Origin of the sequence: Kutzneria sp. NPDC052558 (assembly GCF_044547355.1) — a bacterium.
GTDB lineage: Bacteria > Actinomycetota > Actinomycetes > Mycobacteriales > Pseudonocardiaceae > Kutzneria.
Genome location: NZ_JBIUAG010000066.1, coordinates 1 through 16,152 on the forward strand (window position 1 = coordinate 1; position 16,152 = coordinate 16,152).

General features: G+C 71.1%; 14 protein-coding genes and 1 pseudogene. 5 read left to right on the top strand and 10 right to left on the bottom strand.

Going from position 1 to position 16,152, the window contains the following annotated elements:
• Window positions 1-127: 127 nt before the first annotated feature.
• Window positions 128-1,765, bottom strand: a complete 1,638-nt coding sequence (locus ACIG5F_RS48680; protein WP_396527198.1) for a protease pro-enzyme activation domain-containing protein — start codon at window positions 1,763-1,765, stop codon at window positions 128-130.
• Between the two features lie 52 nt (window positions 1,766-1,817).
• Between ACIG5F_RS48680 and ACIG5F_RS48685 the strand changes: the two genes are divergently transcribed.
• Entirely contained in the window at window positions 1,818-2,327 is a 510-nt protein-coding gene (locus ACIG5F_RS48685; RefSeq protein ID WP_396527199.1) for an NUDIX domain-containing protein, read from the top strand.
• Here the strand turns inward: ACIG5F_RS48685 and ACIG5F_RS48690 are convergent.
• The 7 genes and pseudogenes from ACIG5F_RS48690 to arc all read right to left on the bottom strand — a co-directional run bounded on the left by ACIG5F_RS48690 (window position 2,318) and on the right by arc (window position 10,860).
• Window positions 2,318-2,965: a class I SAM-dependent methyltransferase gene (locus tag ACIG5F_RS48690; protein ID WP_396527200.1), complete on the bottom strand. Its 648-nt coding sequence runs from the start codon at window positions 2,963-2,965 to the stop codon at window positions 2,318-2,320. The two genes, ACIG5F_RS48685 and ACIG5F_RS48690, sit on opposite strands and share 10 nt — an antisense overlap.
• Window positions 2,966-2,974: 9 nt before the next feature.
• A complete protein-coding gene (locus ACIG5F_RS48695; RefSeq protein WP_396527201.1) occupies window positions 2,975-3,868 on the bottom strand; it encodes a WD40 repeat domain-containing protein in 894 nt (297 codons plus the stop codon).
• Window positions 3,869-4,286: 418 nt separating this feature from the next.
• A pseudogene (locus tag ACIG5F_RS48700) lies at window positions 4,287-5,573 on the bottom strand (hypothetical protein); the annotation flags it as partial.
• A gap of 83 nt (window positions 5,574-5,656) precedes the next feature.
• Window positions 5,657-6,874: an NAD(P)/FAD-dependent oxidoreductase gene (locus tag ACIG5F_RS48705; protein WP_396527202.1), complete on the bottom strand. Its 1,218-nt coding sequence runs from the start codon at window positions 6,872-6,874 to the stop codon at window positions 5,657-5,659.
• Between the two features lie 312 nt (window positions 6,875-7,186).
• Window positions 7,187-7,843, bottom strand: coding sequence for a hypothetical protein (locus ACIG5F_RS48710; protein ID WP_396527203.1), 657 nt, complete (start codon window positions 7,841-7,843; stop codon window positions 7,187-7,189).
• Window positions 7,844-7,923: 80 nt separating this feature from the next.
• Window positions 7,924-8,877 (bottom strand): aldo/keto reductase, encoded by a 954-nt coding sequence (locus ACIG5F_RS48715; protein ID WP_396527204.1) that lies wholly within the window; start codon window positions 8,875-8,877, stop codon window positions 7,924-7,926.
• Between the two features lie 189 nt (window positions 8,878-9,066).
• A complete protein-coding gene (arc, locus tag ACIG5F_RS48720; protein WP_396527205.1) occupies window positions 9,067-10,860 on the bottom strand; it encodes a proteasome ATPase in 1,794 nt (597 codons plus the stop codon).
• Between the two features lie 316 nt (window positions 10,861-11,176).
• Between arc and ACIG5F_RS48725 the strand changes: the two genes are divergently transcribed.
• Both ACIG5F_RS48725 and ACIG5F_RS48730 read left to right on the top strand, forming a co-directional pair.
• Window positions 11,177-11,950: a hypothetical protein gene (locus tag ACIG5F_RS48725; protein ID WP_396527206.1), complete on the top strand. Its 774-nt coding sequence runs from the start codon at window positions 11,177-11,179 to the stop codon at window positions 11,948-11,950.
• A gap of 10 nt (window positions 11,951-11,960) precedes the next feature.
• Window positions 11,961-12,413, top strand: a complete 453-nt coding sequence (locus ACIG5F_RS48730; protein ID WP_396527207.1) for a hypothetical protein — start codon at window positions 11,961-11,963, stop codon at window positions 12,411-12,413.
• Here ACIG5F_RS48730 and ACIG5F_RS48735 read toward each other — a convergent pair.
• Window positions 12,410-13,258 (bottom strand): tRNA (adenine-N1)-methyltransferase, encoded by an 849-nt coding sequence (locus ACIG5F_RS48735; RefSeq protein WP_396527208.1) that lies wholly within the window; start codon window positions 13,256-13,258, stop codon window positions 12,410-12,412. The genes ACIG5F_RS48730 and ACIG5F_RS48735 overlap by 4 nt on opposite strands.
• Window positions 13,259-13,305: 47 nt before the next feature.
• Complete coding sequence (locus ACIG5F_RS48740) at window positions 13,306-14,442, bottom strand: site-2 protease family protein (RefSeq protein ID WP_396527209.1); 1,137 nt, start codon at window positions 14,440-14,442, stop codon at window positions 13,306-13,308.
• Window positions 14,443-14,743: 301 nt separating this feature from the next.
• Between ACIG5F_RS48740 and ACIG5F_RS48745 the strand changes: the two genes are divergently transcribed.
• Both ACIG5F_RS48745 and ACIG5F_RS48750 read left to right on the top strand, forming a co-directional pair.
• On the top strand, window positions 14,744-15,589 hold the full coding sequence (locus ACIG5F_RS48745) for a RecB family exonuclease (RefSeq protein WP_396527210.1): 846 nt from the start codon (window positions 14,744-14,746) through the stop codon (window positions 15,587-15,589).
• A 61-nt stretch (window positions 15,590-15,650) separates the two neighbouring features.
• Entirely contained in the window at window positions 15,651-16,013 is a 363-nt protein-coding gene (locus tag ACIG5F_RS48750) for an STAS domain-containing protein (RefSeq protein ID WP_396527211.1), read from the top strand.
• Window positions 16,014-16,152 lie beyond the last annotated feature (139 nt).

The following is a 16,152-nucleotide window of genomic DNA, read 5'->3' on the forward strand; positions in this document are numbered from 1 at the left end:
ACCCCCCCCACACGAACCCCCCCCCCCGTCCCCCCCCCCCCCCCCCATCCATCGCTTGGAAGGGGGCCTTCCTCCACTCCGAGTGGAGGAAGGCCCCCTTCCAAGCGCGGAACGTGTCAGAGAGGGGTCAGTTACCGAGCATGGCTTGGATGAACTTGACGGCGTCGAAGCTGCCGTTGCCGGTGACCCGGTCGTAGCCCTTGGCCGCGGTGAAGGCGCCGTTGCTGCCGCTGGTGATGTCGTGCAGGGCGGCGGTGCCGGCCAGCTTGTACAGGGCCGGGTTGGCGAAGCCGAGGTTGGGCTTGCCGGCGGCCTTGGCCAGCTGGTTGTAGAGGGCGGTGAAGCCGGCCCACTGCGGGGCGGCGGCGCTGGTGCCGCCGACGACGCCGAACTGGCCCTTGCTGAACACGGCCAGGCCGGTCGCCGGGTCGGCGTCGGCGGCGATGTCCGGGACCATGCGGACCTTGCTGCCAAGGGACGCCTGGTAGTCGGGGGCGGCGAAGATCTTGGAGTTGCCGCCGCCGGAGCCGTCCCAGCCGGTCTCGCTGGTGCGGGCGTTGTTGGCGCCGACCACCAGGTGCGTGCCGCCGGTGCCGGTGATGAACGGGTCGCTGGCCGGGAAGTCGACGCTGGTGCCGCCGTTGCCGATGTCGTCGGAGCCGCTGTCGCCGGAGGCGGCGAACAGGGTCTGGCCCTGGGCCGCGGCCTGCTTGTACAGGGTGTCCTGGGCCTGGATGTCGGCCTGCGAGCCGGCTTCCTCCGGCCCGCCCCAGCTGATCGACACGACCGGGATCTTGCTGTTCACGATCGCGGCGTACGTGTCGATGACGCCCTTGTTGCTGTTGGGGCCCTCGAAGATGGTCTGCTGGGCCTGCGGCGCGATCGCCTGGATGGCCTCGATGTCCAGCTCCACCTCGGTCTGGCCTTCGCCCAGCGCCACGCCGCCGTCGACCTTCTTGACGATCGGCGTGGGCGGCTTGAGGCCGAACTGCTGGTCGTAGGCGTCGATGTTCTGCTGTTGGAAGGCGTCCAGCTCGAACACCGCGACCTGCTGGCCGGCGCCGGTGGCGTTGAGGCCCTTGACGTCGTAGGCGCCGGTCAGGTTGGCCGGGGTGACGCCGCGGACGGCCCGCTGCTTGAGCGGCGGGTGGGTGAGCTTGCGGTGGTTGTCCAGGCCGGCGACGTCGGCCACCGCGGACGCGAGGTTGCCCGGCAGGGTGAGGGCGGAGTCGTTGGCGTAGTACTGCTGGCCGTTGGCGTCGCGGCGGTCGGAGATCTTCGAGCCGAAGGTCTCCTCCATCGCCGAGGCCGGGCCGGAGGCGTCCACGATGAGGTGGTTGGACGCGACCGAGTCGACGGTCAGGCCCTTCGACTTCAGGTACGTGGTGAGCTGGTCGATCTGGTTCTGCGACGCCCCGTACTTGGCGCTGAACTGCTGCGGCGTCAGGTACTGGCCGTACATCGGCGACTGCGGGTCGCTGACCTGCTTGACGAACTGGTCGAGGTCCTTGGCGTTGGACGGCGTCATGCTGACCGCGATCGACAGCTGCTTGTCCGCCGGCACGTCGCCGACGCGGGTGGACTGGGCCAGCTTGGGCAGCACGGTGCCGGCCAGGGTCACTCTGGGTTGCAGCGCGACCGGGCTCGCGTTCGCGGACTGCATGACGGCCGCAAAGGTCCCCAGAACGGCCAGTGGCGCGACAACCGCCACGGCCACCTTGATGTGCTTGTTCACCATCGGCTCCTCGGTCGGCAGGGTCGCCATCCGAATACGCCTCGCGATCGGGGTCGGTTCACTGACGTGCGAGGATCGGCGGGTGGCCGACGAGCTGATCGCCCTGTACTCCCCCGCCGGCGAGGACGTCGGCAGCGTGTCGCGGGCCCGGATGCGGGCCGAGGGGCTGTGGCACGCCGCGACGGTGATCGTGGTCCGCTCCGGCGACGGCGCCCGGGTCTACGTGCACCGTCGCAGCCCCGACAAGGACGTCTTCCCCGGCCTGCGGGACGCCGCGGCCGGCGGGGTGGTGGCGGCCGGCGAGGACCCCGATGTCGGCGCGGAGCGCGAGCTGGCCGAGGAGCTCGGCATCACCGGCGCGCCGCTGCGCTTCCTGTACCGGTTCGTCTACGACGAGCCGCCGGTGCGATGCCACAACTTCGTGTACGAGACCAGCTGGGACGGGCCGATCGTCCACCAGCCCGAGGAGATCGTCTCCGGCGAGTGGATGCCGCTGGCCGAGGTCGCCGCCCTGCTGCGGGATCCCGCCAGCGACTTCGTGCCCGACGGCCGGGCCATCGCCCTGGAGTGGCTGCGCCGCTACTACGACTGATCCAGCCAGAGCACCTTCCGCGTGCCGCCCTCCCGGGGCAGCTCCACCTTGCCAGCGAGCTCGAACCCCCAGCTCGCCAGCTCCCGCTCGGTCTGCTCGTCGCCCACGTCCACCGTGTACGGCCCGATGATCAGCCGGTCCCCCACCTCACTCAGCAGTCGGCCCACGAAGGCTTCCCGCCGATTCGCCGGCACGTACTCCAGCCCCGTGCGCACGAAGTCGTACCGCTGCGGCGGATTCCAGGTCAGCGCATTGCCCTCGTGGATCCTCGACGCCCACGCCGGCAGCCTTTTCCGAGCCAGGGCCACGAATTCCGGCACGATGTCCACCCCGTGCGGCGTCACGTCCAGGCCCCGCTCCTCGGTCCAGATCGCCACGCATTCCATCAGGTATCCGTTGGCGCAGCCCACGTCCAGGAAACTCCCGTCCCGGTCGATCCCCTCCACCAGGAACCGCCGGGCCTGCACCCACTCCGCCTCGGTGCCCGACCGCCCCGACTGCCCCCACGGCGTGCCGGCGGCGAGGTAGGGCTCCCGAAGCAGATCGGCCATCGCCTCATGCCATCCGGCCTGGTCGATCACCCCGTCGGCCAGCGCCCCGTCGATGGCCGCGATCTCCCGCCACCCGTTGTCCCACACGGCTCCCCCTCAGCACGGATTCCGGTACTCCAAACCCGGAAAGTAGTACCGCCACTGCGCTTCCGGCAGCGGCCCGAGCCGGCAGGCGGCGTCGGTCAGCACAGTGGGATCGGTGTGCCACAGGTACAGACCCTTGTCGGTCAGGGCGTACAGGTCGCCGTTCGGCGCCATGGCGACGGCTTGCAGCTCGGTGAGCTTGGCCTCGATGGTCATGCCGCTGCTGACCAGCGGCGGCGACACGAGCGAGATGGTTCCGTCGGGGCCGAACAGGGCCGCGTGCTTGCCGTCGGCGCTGGCTGCGAACGGGACAACCCCGTTGTCCGAGATGGTGACCAGAACCTTGGGCATGGTGTCGCCGGTCTGACCGACCTCCGTCACCACGACCGGCCGGCCGTCGGACCTCGTGGCCGGCGCTGGACCTCCGGTCGGCGCCGGCACCGTCCAGGTGTCGGACTTCTCCACGCCCTTGGCCACCGGCGCGGCCGGATCGGTCACGTCGTAGAGGTGGACCACGCGGATGCCGTCGGTGGCCGCCAAGTGGTGGTCGGCCCGGAACGACAGCGTGACCGGCGGCCCGGTCCAGGACGCGGCCTCGACCGGCCGGCTCGATCCGGCGAGTCGCACCAGTCGGACCGTGCCGTCGGGGAAGGCCTCGGCCAGCACGTTCCCGTCCGGATCGAGCGCCAGCGAGGCCGGCTTCACCGGCTCCGGCCAGGACACGACCAACGCCGGCTCGGCCCCCGACAGGTCCCACAGGTACATCGCGCCGTTGGCGGCCGCGGTCACCAACAGCTTGGCCGGCAAGGCGAATGCGGCGACACCGTGCGACCCGACCGCGGGCGTCGACACGTGCCGGACCAGAATCCGGGCCAGCACACCGGGATTGGTCCGCGGCGCGAGCATCAGCTGGCTCCGGGCAAACCTGCGCGGCCAGCACCTGGTCCCCGGCGGCCTCGAGCCGCGGGATCTTGAGCGCGATCCCGTCCAGCACGGCGTCGTCCCGCTGCTGTTCGGTCGCCTGCTGGCTGATCACCGCCTGGACGGCGAAGGCCGCGGTGGCGGAGGCGAGCAGGAACAACGCGGCCAGGGAGACGGCCAGGACGCGGAGGCGGCGCGTGGCACGCCGCTCGGCGGCCTGGGCGGTGCGTTCCAGGGACTCGCCTGCACGGAGGAAATCGCGTTCGCGGGCGGACAGGGCCGAGTCGTGGTCCAGGGCCCACTCCTGGGCGCGGGCGAGGCGGTTGCCGACGTAGAGGGCCTCGTCGTCGCGGTCCAACGACACCCAGACGTCGGCGGCCTCGGTGAGTTGGCGGTGGATGCGGAGGCCGTCGCGGTCGTCGGCGAGCCAGGCGGCGAGGCGGGGCCAGTGGCGGATCAGCGCCTCGTGGGTGATCTCGACGCCGCACCGGTCATGGGTGATGAGGCGGGCGGCGGTGAGCTCGGCGATGGGTAGGGAAGGGTCGTCGTCGAGCTCGGCAAGGGGGACGCGGCGGCGGGTGTCCTCGGTGCCGTCGCCGAGGGCGACGAGGCGGAGGAAGAGGAGCCGGGCGTGGGACTGCTGGGCCTCGGTCAGCGCGGTGAAGGTCTGTTCGGCGGACTGGGCCAGGGCGTGCTGGAGACCGCCGGTCTTCTCGTACGAGGTGACGGTGAGGGAAATGCCCTGCCGACGGTGCCAGGTCTCCCGGAGGGCATGGGACAGCAGGGGCAGCGCGCCGACCTGGTTGCCGACATCGGCGACGAGGCGGGTGACCAGGGCCTCCTCGACCACGCAGTCAGCGACGGCGGCGGGGCGGATGATGGCCCGCCGGAGCTCGTCGGTCGACATGGGGCCGACGAGGACCTGACCGCCGTCCAGGGCGTCGACAAGTTCCTCGTGCTGGCCGCAGTGGCCGTAGAAGTCGGCCCGGACGCCGATGGCTACCCGGATCGAGGGATGCATGAGGGCGGCGATGAACCGGGCCCGCTCCTCGTCGGCGCACAGGGTGAAGATCTCCTCGAACTGGTCGACGACCAGCAGGTCGACGCCGCGCTGGCGGAGCACCAGGGACAGGTTGGACGGATGGGCGACGAGCTCGTCGGCGGAGGCGGAGAGCTGGGCGGCGAGCTCCTCGAACGGGTGCGGCCCGGGCACGACGACCATGGCGGTCCACTCGGGCGAGGCGGCGACGCCGGCCCGCAGCAGGGAGGACTTGCCGGCCCCGGACGCCCCGAACACGCCGACGAAGCGGCGTTCCCGCAGCAGCTCGACGACCTGGCGGACCAGGCGTTCCCGGCCGAAGAACAGGTCGGCGTCGTCGGCCTGGAAAGCCGACAGGCCGACGTAGGGACAAGGCCCGCCGACGGCGGCCTCGACCGGCTCGGTCATGGCCCGCCACCGGGCCTCCCATTCGGCGACATCGCCGTCGCAGGCCGCCACATAAGCGAGTGTCACCGCCAGGGAAGGCAATTTCCGGCCGCCGGCGGCGTCGGAGAGAACACTCGCGGAATAGTGGGCCCGGCAACTCAGTTCCCGATAGGTCGGGCTTCCCGCATCGACCCGCAATCGACGCAGACCCGCGGCGAATTCCCGCAGCGGGCCGCTGTCGAGCGGACGCTCGCCACGCGGCATGACTGACACCCCCGTCGTCGTTGCCGACCACGATCGGGCACCCGCCGTTGTTCGGCAAGCGCCCGACGAGGCCGGACAACAAATCAGACGAGCGGGCTGCCGGTGTCGGCCAACCGGGCCGGCTCGACGGCTTTGCGGCTGCGGATCAGCTCCTGGACCGGGGCGATGCCCTCGTCCCACTGGTTGAGGTGCATGCCGGCGACCACCTCGTCGCCGGCCAGCCAGAACGCGTAGAACGCCAGCCCGTCGACATCGCCGCGGGTGACGACCCGGTCGTATCCGCCGGGCGCGAACCAGCCGGCGAATTCCATGCCGATGGTGTACTGGTCGGTGAAGAAATACGGCACATCGTCGTGGACGACATCCTGCCCGAGCATCGATTTCGCGGCGAGCGGGCCGGAGTCGACGGCGTTCTGCCAGTGCTCGACCCGAATTCGCTGACCATAACGGGAATTGGGCACCTTGGCGATGTCGCCGGCGGCGAACACATCCGGGTCCTCAGTGCGCAGGGCCGCGTCCACGTGCACACCGTTGTCCACGGTCAGGCCCGAGTCCTCGGCGAGTTCGGTGTTGGGCCGGGCGCCGACGCCGACGACCACGATGTCGGCCGGGATGTCCCCGGCGTCGGTGCCTACCGCGGCGACCTTGCCCGCGCCCTTGAAGCCGGTGACGCCGACGCCAAGCCGCAGGTCGACGCCCTGTCTGCGGTGCGCCTCACCGAACACGGCCCCCATCTCCGGGCCGAGGGCGTTCTGCAACGGCTGGGCCAGCGGCTCGACCACCGTCACCTCGCAGCCGGCCTTGCGCGCGGCGGCCGCGGTCTCCAGCCCGATCCACCCCGCCCCCACGATCACGACCCGGCCGCCGTGGGCGAAGGCGGCACGCAGGTCGTCGGACTGCTCGAGGCGGCGCAGATAGTGCACGCCGTCCAGGTCGTTGCCCTCGACCTTCAGCCGCCGCGGCGACGATCCGGTGGCCAGCAGCAGCTTGGTGTAGCCGAGGCGCTCGCCGCCGGCCAGCTCGACCTCGTGGGCGGCGCGGTCCAGCCGGCTCACCCGGCGGCCGGTGAGCAGCTCGACGTGGTTGTCGCCGTACCAGTTCAACGGGTGCAGGTAGACACTGTCCCGGTCCTGCTCGCCCTGGAGGTAGCCCTTGGACAGCGGCGGCCGGTCGTACGGTTGCTCCTGCTCGGCCCCGATCAGCACGATCCGACCGTCGAAGCCCTCCGCCCGCAGTGTCTCGGCCGCCTTCGCCCCGGCCATGCCGGCGCCCACGATGACGTGCGTCTGCTCGCTGGACATCTGGTCACTCCCGTCGCAGAACGGCTGATGACCCCGTTCTACAACCCCCGCGCAACCCCTGCGCGTTGTTCGGAGGTCGTTGTTCGGCCGGCTGCCGGCGACCCCGAACAACAAACAAACGGTAGACAAGAGGTGGGCGGCAACCAGCCACGAGGGGGGACTGGTTGCCGCCGCCAGCTTCCCGAGGTCACGAAGCCGAGCCGCCCAAGATCAAGGGACCGAACCTCTCGCCCAACGCCAGGAAGGGCCCCTTCATGACGCCCAACGTCAGTAAGGGGCCCTTCATGACGTTCAGCGTCAGGATGGGGCCCTTCATGACGTAGCGGCCAGCCTGGCCGCGGCCGGCACGGCGACCTCGGAGATCAGGGTCTGGGCCTTGGTCTCGGGGGTGGTGATCACCTGGACCCGGGCCAGCAGGTGGCCCTTGGCCAGCAGCACGGTGCAGCTGGCCTGCGAGCCCTTCTCACACCAGCTGTAGCTGGCGTCCACACCGGCCGGAGCCGGCGTCAGGGCGTACCTGGTGGCCTGGGAGCACGTCAGGGCGGCCTTCGCGGCGGCGAGCACCTGAGCGGCGGTCGTCTTCGGGTAGACGGCGACGTACTCGGTGAGGGTGGTGACCGAGCTGGCCCCGACCCACCCGGTCTGGGCGCCGGCCGCCGCCGTGCCCAGCGGGGCCGAGCAGGCCGGCAGCTGGGACAGCACGGTGGCCTTCTGCGGCACGCTCGGGTGGAAGCCGATCTCGCTCACCGACGCGTCGACCATCAGCCCGGACGTCACCGAGGCGGCCAGCGCCGCGGTGTTGGGCGCGCTCGACGTCGTGGTCGTCGGCGCGGCGCTGCGCGTCGTGGTGGGCACGGCTGTCGACGTGGTGGTGGCAACGGGGTCCGCGTAGTGCCGCAGGTCGTTGGGCTTGCCTGAACAGGACGCCGTCAGCACGAGAATGCCGACGACCACGCACACGCGACGCAACGCGCTGCCCCCTCCGGGATTCGTCTCAAGGAATCACCCGAGGGTAGTAGTCGTCGATCACCGGCCCGCGCGCGGACCGGTCAGTTCCACGCCAGCTCGGCCCGCCGGCCCCAGTACCGGCCCGGATCGACGGCCAGCCGGCTCAGGGCGTCGCCGGCCGGCGTGACCCGCACGGCGGCGAGGTTGGCCCGCAGCTGCGCCGGGCTGGCCGCCCCCAGCAGCACGGTGTCGGCCCACGGCTGGGCCAGCGCCGCGGCCAGCGCGACGGCGTCCGCGCCCACCCCGGCCCGCTCGGCGATGCCCAGCAGCTCCGGCGGCGGCTCCACCGCCAGCCGGCCGTTGGCCAGCGCCTCCTTGACCATCACGTGCAGGCCGGCCTGGTGGGCCTCGGCCAGCGCCGGCCCGGCCGAGGTCTCCAGCACGTTCCACGTCGACTGCACGGTGCTGAACAGCGGCTGCCCGCCCACGGTCAGGCCCATCGCCCGCCGGATGGTGTCGGCCTGGGCCGGGCCGGTGGTGGAGAAGCCGACCCGCAGGCCCCGGTCGGTCAGCTCGTACAGGCTCTGTTGCAGCAGCGGGTCGTTGAACAGCGGCGAGTCGGCGGTCAGCGAGTGCACCTGGTAGACGGCCAGCCGGCCGCCCAGCAGGTGCTCGGTCTCGGCCCACTGCTGCTCGAACCGGGCCAGGGTGTGCTCCTTGACCTCGTGCACCTGGGCGTCGGGCCGCCAGTCCGCGGTGTAGGCGTAGCCCCACTTGCTGGACACGACGATGTCCCGGTGGTCCCGGTCGTTCAGCCAGCCGGCCAGGAACTCCTCGGCCCGCCCGTAGGAGCGGGCGGCGTCCACCCAGCGGATGCCGGCGGCGTAGGCCTCGTCCAGCACCTTCCAGGCGGCGGCCCGCATCGCCGGCACCGTGCGCACGCCGGGCAGCGCGCCCTGGCGGCCGAGGTTGATGTAGGCGGGGCGGCCCAGCGCCGCCAGCCCCAGCCCCAGCCGCGCCAGCCCTTGCCGTTCCCGCCCTTGTTCGTCCTGCACAGGCAAGACGCTAACCGGGCGACCCCGTTCTCGCACTACCGCAGGAACGAATGACCACTCAGAGTGTCGATCTCCGCATTCTCGGGATTTACCCAATGGTTACAGAAATCGGGACGTTCATACGTCCGAAAGAGTAACGAACGGCCCGGATCCTGAGATCCGGGCCGTTCGTGAAATTGCATTATGGACTTACAGGTACTGACCGGTGTTGCTGGCGGTGTCGATCGCCCGGCCCGACTCCTGGTTCTTGCCGGTGACCAGGGTGCGGATGTACACGATCCGCTCGCCCTTCTTGCCCGAGATGCGGGCCCAGTCGTCCGGGTTGGTGGTGTTGGGCAGGTCCTCGTTCTCCGCGAACTCGTCCACGATGGCGTCGATCAGGTGCTGCACCCGCAGGCCCGGCTCGCGGGTCTCCAGCACGGCCTTGATCGCCGCCTTCTTGGCCCGGTCCACGATGTTCTGGATCATCGCGCCCGAGTTGAAGTCCTTGAAGTACAGGACCTCCTTGTCCCCGTTGGCGTAGGTGACCTCGAGGAACCGGTTCTCGTCGGACTCGTCGTACATGCGCTCGACCGTGTGCTGGATCATCGCGTTGATGCAGCGCTTGGCGTCGCCGGCGAACTCGGCCAGGTCGTCGGTGTGGATGGGCAGCGTCTCGTTGAGGTACTTCGAGAAGATGTCCTTGGCCGCCTCGGCGTCCGGCCGCTCGATCTTGATCTTCACGTCGAGCCGGCCCGGGCGCAGGATGGCCGGGTCGATCATGTCCTCGCGGTTGGAGGCGCCGATGACGATGACGTTCTCCAGGCCCTCGACGCCGTCGATCTCGGCCAGCAGCTGCGGCACGATCGTGGTCTCCACGTCGGAGGACACGCCCGAGCCGCGGGTCCGGAAGATCGAGTCCATCTCGTCGAAGAACACGATCACCGGGGTGCCCTCGGAGGCCTTCTCGCGGGCCCGCTGGAAGATCAGGCGGATGTGCCGCTCGGTCTCGCCCACGAACTTGTTGAGCAGCTCGGGACCCTTGATGTTGAGGAAGTACGACTTGGCCTGGCCGTCGTCGTCGCCCCGCGCCGCCGCGACCTGCTTGGCCAGCGAGTTGGCCACGGCCTTGGCGATCAGGGTCTTTCCGCAGCCGGGAGGGCCGTACAGCAGCACGCCCTTGGGCGGCCGCAGCTGGTACTCGTGGAACAGCTCGGCGTGCAGGAACGGCATCTCGACCGCGTCGCGGATGGCCTCGATCTGCCGGAACAGGCCGCCGATGTCGCGGTAGTCGACGTCCGGCACCTCCTCCAGCACGAGGTCCTCGACCTCGGCCTTGGGCACGCGCTCGTAGGCGTAGCCGGCCTTGGAGTCCACCAGCAGCGAGTCACCCGGCTTGAGCGGGGCGTCCACCAGCGGGTCGGCCAGCCAGACCACGCGCTCCTCGTCGGCGTGCCCGACGACCAGCGCGCGCACCGCGCCCGCCTCGTAGTCGTTGAGCAGCTCCCGCAGGATGCACACCTCGCCGGTGCGCTCGAAGCCGCCGGTCTCCACGACCGTCAGCGCCTCGTTCAGCCGGACCGACTGGCCCAGCTTGAGGGTCCCGCTGTCGACAGCGGGAGAAACAGCCACACGCATCCGACGGCCGGCGGTGTGCACATCCACCGTGCCGTCCTCGTATCCGGCCAGGTAGACGCCGTAGCCGCTGGGCGGCTGGGCCAGCCGGTCCACCTCCTCGCGCAGGGCGAGCAGCTGGCTGCGTGCCTCTCGGAGGGTGTCCACCAGCTTGGTGTTGCGCTCGGTCAGCTGGCTCACCCGCTCGGACGCCTCGGCGAGGCGCTGTTCGAGCAACCGGACGTGTCGTGGGGACTCCGTCAACTTGCGCCGCAGCAGTGCGATCTCGTCCTCGAGGAACCTGATCTGCGCGGACAATTCGGCGCCACTCGCACCGTTGTTCAGCTCGCCACCCTCATCGGGCTGGCTGCCGGGACGGTCGGTCGACATATCGGCACCCTCCTCCCGCTCTACGTCTTAACACGGTACCGGCGATCACTGACAAGTGAGAGGACCTCCGGCCGCGTGCTGGTCGCGAAACGGCCACGAAACGCCCGCTCGGCCGGATGAACTACTCCATACCGGTGTCAGGGGGAACCTCCCAACCGCTACCGTGCGTCTCAGGCACCGAAGTGCCGTGGTTCCGGCAGTGTCCACGCCGCAGACGTGAACAGCCACCCAAACGTGACATCCGTCCCGTGGAGTGGACACCTGGGTCTACCCATGGCGTCATCCAGGGCAAACCTGTTTCGGGGAGAGAGCAGACGTGACCTATCCGCCGCAGCCGCCGGATCCGTACGGCCAGCAGTACCCGCCGCCGCCTCCGCAGCCCGGCTACGGCCAGCCGCAGTACCCGCCGCCGGCCCCGAACCCGTACCAGCAGCAACAGCCGCCGCCCTACCCCCAGCAGCAGCCGTACCCGCCCCAGCAGCAGTTCGGGCAGCAGCCGTACGGGCAGCAGCCGCCTCCGGGCATGTACCCCGGCGGCATGCCGCCGCGGCCGCCGCGCAACACCAAGCCGGTCGTGATCATCGTGGTCGTGGTGGTCGCGGTGCTGGGCCTGATCACCGGCGGGGTCGTCTGGCTCATCGCCACCAACTCGCGCATGAGCGTCTCGGTCGGCACCACCACCAGCACCAGCCACGCGCCGACCACGTCGCGCACGCCGTCGACCACGCGCAGCCCGTCCAGCTCGGGATCGGGCGGCAGCGGCTCCGGGGCGTCCGGCAGCGGCAAGTCCTCGCCGGAGGACGTGCAGCTGGCGTACATCACCGCGGTCAACGGCCACGCGCCCAACGACGCGCTCGCCCTGACCTGCCCGAAGTCCCACGACGACCTACAGGCGGCCATCAGCGGGTCGGACAGCATCTTCGCGCCGGACGCCCAGGTCATCGCCACCCCCGGCAAGGTCACCAAGATCGGCACCGGCGCCGACATCAGCGGCCACTACAGCGGCTACCTGCACGGCAAGGCCGTCAACAAGGACTTCACCCTGCCGGTGGAGCAGATCTCCGGGCACTGGTTCCTGTGCGAACACTAGGCTCCCGGCCGTGAGCTTCCAGCAGCCGCCGTTCGACTCCTCCACCGTGCGCCGGGGCTCGATGAGCCCCCGCGACCGCTGGATCCTCGCCGGCACCGCGGCGGGCGTGCTGGCGATGCTCGGCCTCGGCACGTGGGCCGTCATCGCCATCACGAGCAGCAAGCACCCGTCCACCCCGGGCGGCGGCTCCCAGGCCGCCGCCCCGGTGGACCCGCTGGCCGCGGCGGCCGCGCAGCAGTTCGCCGACGCCCTGGCCGACGACGACGTGGCGGCGGCCAAGCTGGTGGTCTGCGCCTCGGAGAACCCGCAGCCGGCCGGCGTGAAGGTGCCCTACACCGTCAAGTCGGTGACCGTGAACGGCTCCACCGGCACCGTGACGCTGGTCAAGGGCCAGGACACGACCGTGCCGGCCGTCCGGCTGGTCAAGCAGGACGGCGGCTGGAAGGTCTGCGGGACGGCCTAGTTGTTGCCGGTCGACGTGGGGCGGCGCTGCGGCCGGGGCGTGACCACGCCGTCGGCCAGGCGACGGGCCGTCAACAGGAACGCCGTGTGGGCGATCATCCGGTGCTCGGGGCGGACCGCCAGGCCCACCACGTGCCACGGGCGCATCATCGTTTCCCACGACTCCGGCTCGGTCCAGCACTGCTGCTCGCGCAGCGCCTCCGTGACCCGGGACAGCTGCGTGGTCGTGGCCACATAGACCACGAGCACGCCGCCCGGGATCAGCGCGGCGCGCACCGTCTCCAGCACGTCCCACGGGGCCAGCATGTCCAGGATGACCCGGTCCACCTCGCCGCCCTCGGCGGCCGAGGGGTGCGCGTTCAGGTCGGCCACGGTCAGCGACCAGTTGTCCGGGGCCTTGCCGAAGAACTGCTCCACGTTGCGGACGGCGTGGTCGGCGTGGTCCTGGCGCACCTCGTAGGAGATGACCCTGCCCTGGTCGCCGACCGCCCGCAGCAGCGAGCAGGTCAGGGCGCCCGAGCCGGCCCCGGCCTCCAGCACGCGGGCGCCCGGGAACACGTCGCCCCACATGACGATCTGGGCCGCGTCCTTGGGGTAGATCACCTGGGCGCCGCGGGGCATGGACAGCACGTAGTCCGGCAGCAGCGGGCGCATCGCCAGGTACGAGGTGTTGGCCGCGGAAGTGATCAGCGAGCCCTCCGGCTTGCCGATCAGGTCGTCGTGCGCGAGGGCGCCCCGGTGCGTGTGGTACTCCTTGCCGGGTTCGAGGACGATCGTGTAGTGCCGACCCTTCGAGTCGGTCAGCTGCACCCGGTCTCCGGCCTGGAAAGGCCCGCTCACGCTCACGTGCTTGGTCCTGCCTTCTGCGTCTGCTGAGGGATCGCAGAATCGTCTCAGGTGCGGCGACGGCCCATCGAGGCGGCCCTGAGGTCCTGCCGGCGCAGCACCCCGGCCGGGCGGCCCTCGGCGTCCACCACCAGGAACTGCCAGGCCGCCGTGGTGCGGACCCGCTCCGCGATCTCGTCGTTCGGGTCCGAGTCCAGCAGCACCGTCTCCGGCCGGATCGGCTCCGCCGCCACCTCCGCCGGCGTCAGCGGCGACTGCTCCGCCACCCGGCGCGCCGCGTCCTCGTCCAGCAGGCCCGCCGCCACGCCATCGGCCCGGACCAGCACCACTCCCCGACCGGCCGCCGCCGCCAGGGCGTCGGCCACCGGGCTCTCCGCCGGCAGCTGGAGCACCGGGCGGGTGAGGTCGGCCAGGGTCACGCCCTCCGGCCAGCTGCGCTGCAACTCCGACACCAGCTCGCTGCGGGCCCCGGCGATCACGAACCAGGCCGTCACCACGCACACGCCCAGCCACAGCCAGCGGTCCTGCGTGCCCTGGACCAGGCGCAACAGGGCCCACAGCAGCAGCAGGCCGGCCACGATGCCGCCGCCCACCACCGCCATCCGGGTGCCCGTGCCGCGCTTGCCCGTCAGGCCCCAGACCGCCGCTCGCAGCATGCGGCCGCCGTCCAGCGGCAGGCCCGGCAGCAGGTTGAACACCGCCACCGCCGCGTTGGCCAGCGTCGTCTCCAACAACAGCAGCCAGATCGGGCCGCCCTGCGGCACCACGAACAGCGTCGCCCCGAACACCATGGCCAACACCACCGACACCGCCGGCCCCGCCGCCGCGATCAGACCCTCCTGGGCCGGCTTCGCCGGCGAGCGGCCCACCTCCGAGATGCCGCCCAGCAGGAACAGCCGCAGCCGGCGCACCGGCAGGCCGTACCGCAGCGCCACCACGCAGTGGCCCAGCTCGTGGGCCAACACCGAGGCCCCCAGCAGCACCGCGAAACTGGCGGCCAGCAGCAACGCCCCCAACGTCCCGACGCCCGGCAGCAACTGGCCGATCATCGACGCGTACAGGGCCGTGACCACGATCGAGCCGATCCACCAGGACGGCGCCAGCAGCACCGGCACGTTCCGGACCCGGAACAGCCGCAATCCCCCGTCGGGGTCGCCCGGTCGGATCCAGCTGGTGGCGGTCACATGAGCAGGGTAGGGCCTGGAGTGTGGGGCCGTCGTGACGACATCGTCAGCGCCACCTGTCGACACCGCCCCTCTTTTTGCCACATGCGCTTCCCATTTGCGCTCTGACGCCACATGGGAAGCGCATGTGGCAACCAGGCGGCTCGCTGGCGGCGGGGTTGTCACATGCGCTTCCCATGTGGGCTCAGGTTCCGAGTAGGAAGCGCATGTGGCAAAAACGGTGGGGCATTCGGGTGGTGTTCGCGCGTGGGGGGAACGGGCGGCGGGAGAACTGTCGGGGGGCTTGAGTAGCGTTTCAATCATGGAGAAGGTGGTGCGCAGGCCGGCGCTGTCCCCGTCACGGGCCAGCGACTTCAAGCAGTGCCCGCTGCTCTACCGGTTCCGGGCGGTCGACCGGCTGCCGGAGAAGCCGACGAAGGCGCAGATTCGCGGCACGGTGGTGCACTCGGTGCTGGAGCGGCTGTTCGGGCTGCCGGCCGGCCAGCGGGTGCCGGACACGGCCAAGGAGCTGCTGGGACCGGCCTGGCAGGACCTGCTGGCCGAACGGGCGGAGCTGGCCGAGCTGTTCGACGGCGACGACGAGCTGACCGAGTGGCTGGGCACCGCCGAGGGCATGCTGACCGGCTACTTCGGCCTGGAGGATCCGCGCCGGCTGGAGCCGGAGGCGTGCGAGCTGCTGGTGGAGGCCGAGCTGCCCTCGGGCATGCTGCTGCGCGGCTACATCGACCGGCTGGACGTGGCGCCGACCGGGGAGATCCGGGTCGTCGACTACAAGACCGGGGCGGCGCCGAGGGAGATCGGCGAGGCCAAGGCCATGTTCCAGATGAAGTTCTACGCCCTGGTGCTGTGGCGGCTGCGCGGCGTGGTGCCCCGCCAGCTGCTGCTGATGTACCTGTCGGACCGGCAGAACCTGGCCTACCAGCCCGACGAGGCCGAGCTGATCCGGTTCGAGCGCACGCTGGAGGCGATCTGGAACGCCATTCTCAAGGCCGGCAAGACCGGTGATTTCCGGCCGAACCGGAGCCGGCTGTGCGACTGGTGCGACCACAAGGCGCTCTGCCCGGAATTCGGCGGCACGCCGCCGCCGTACCCGGGCTGGCCGGAGCCGGACCCCGGGGTGGAGACCGCGTTGGACCGAGCGGACTAGGCTGGGGCTCACCCGACCCGCACGCCCGGTCACTCGGGGTTGCCGGGCGAAGGGAGCGCGCATGTCCGCGGAGGACTTCGACCTGATCACGGTGCACACCGAACCGGCCGGCGACTCGCTGGTCGTGCACGTCAGCGGCGAGCTGGACCTGTCCACGGCCGACGTGGCGGAGGCCGAGCTGGGGCAGGCGGTGGGCAGCGGGGCGCCGTCGGTGATCGTCGACCTCGACCGGGTGAGCTTTCTCGGCTCGACGGGGCTGCGCGTGCTGCTGACCGCCCGGGACCGGGCCAACGACTCGGGGGTGGACCTGCGGCTGGTCGGCGACCAGCGGGTCGTGCTGCGGCCGTTGCAGGTCAGCGGCCTGATGCCGGCCTTCCGCGTGCACGCCACGGTGCCGGACGCCATCGCCGCCCTCCGCGCCTAGCGCCCCGCGCTTGGAAGGGGGCTTTCCTCCACTCCGAGTGGAGTAAAGCCCCCTTCCAAGCGCGCGGTGGGGCGTCAGCCGTTGCGGTCGGGGCCGGCCTTGTCGAGGGCGATGCGGACCAGCACGCGCTTGTCGCGGA

What these genes read in the sequence shown, in the direction of transcription:
- ACIG5F_RS48695 (WP_396527201.1), bottom strand. Translation starts at nt 3,868, where the DNA reads ATGCTCGCGCCGCGGACCAATCCCGGTGTGCTGGCCCGGATTCTGGTC.
- ACIG5F_RS48680 (WP_396527198.1), bottom strand. Translation starts at nt 1,765, where the DNA reads ATGGCGACCCTGCCGACCGAGGAGCCGATGGTGAACAAGCACATCAAG.
- ACIG5F_RS48750 (WP_396527211.1), top strand. Translation starts at nt 15,651, where the DNA reads ATGTCCGCGGAGGACTTCGACCTGATCACGGTGCACACCGAACCGGCC.
- arc (WP_396527205.1), bottom strand. Translation starts at nt 10,860, where the DNA reads ATGTCGACCGACCGTCCCGGCAGCCAGCCCGATGAGGGTGGCGAGCTG.
- ACIG5F_RS48745 (WP_396527210.1), top strand. Translation starts at nt 14,744, where the DNA reads ATGGAGAAGGTGGTGCGCAGGCCGGCGCTGTCCCCGTCACGGGCCAGC.
- ACIG5F_RS48705 (WP_396527202.1), bottom strand. Translation starts at nt 6,874, where the DNA reads ATGTCCAGCGAGCAGACGCACGTCATCGTGGGCGCCGGCATGGCCGGG.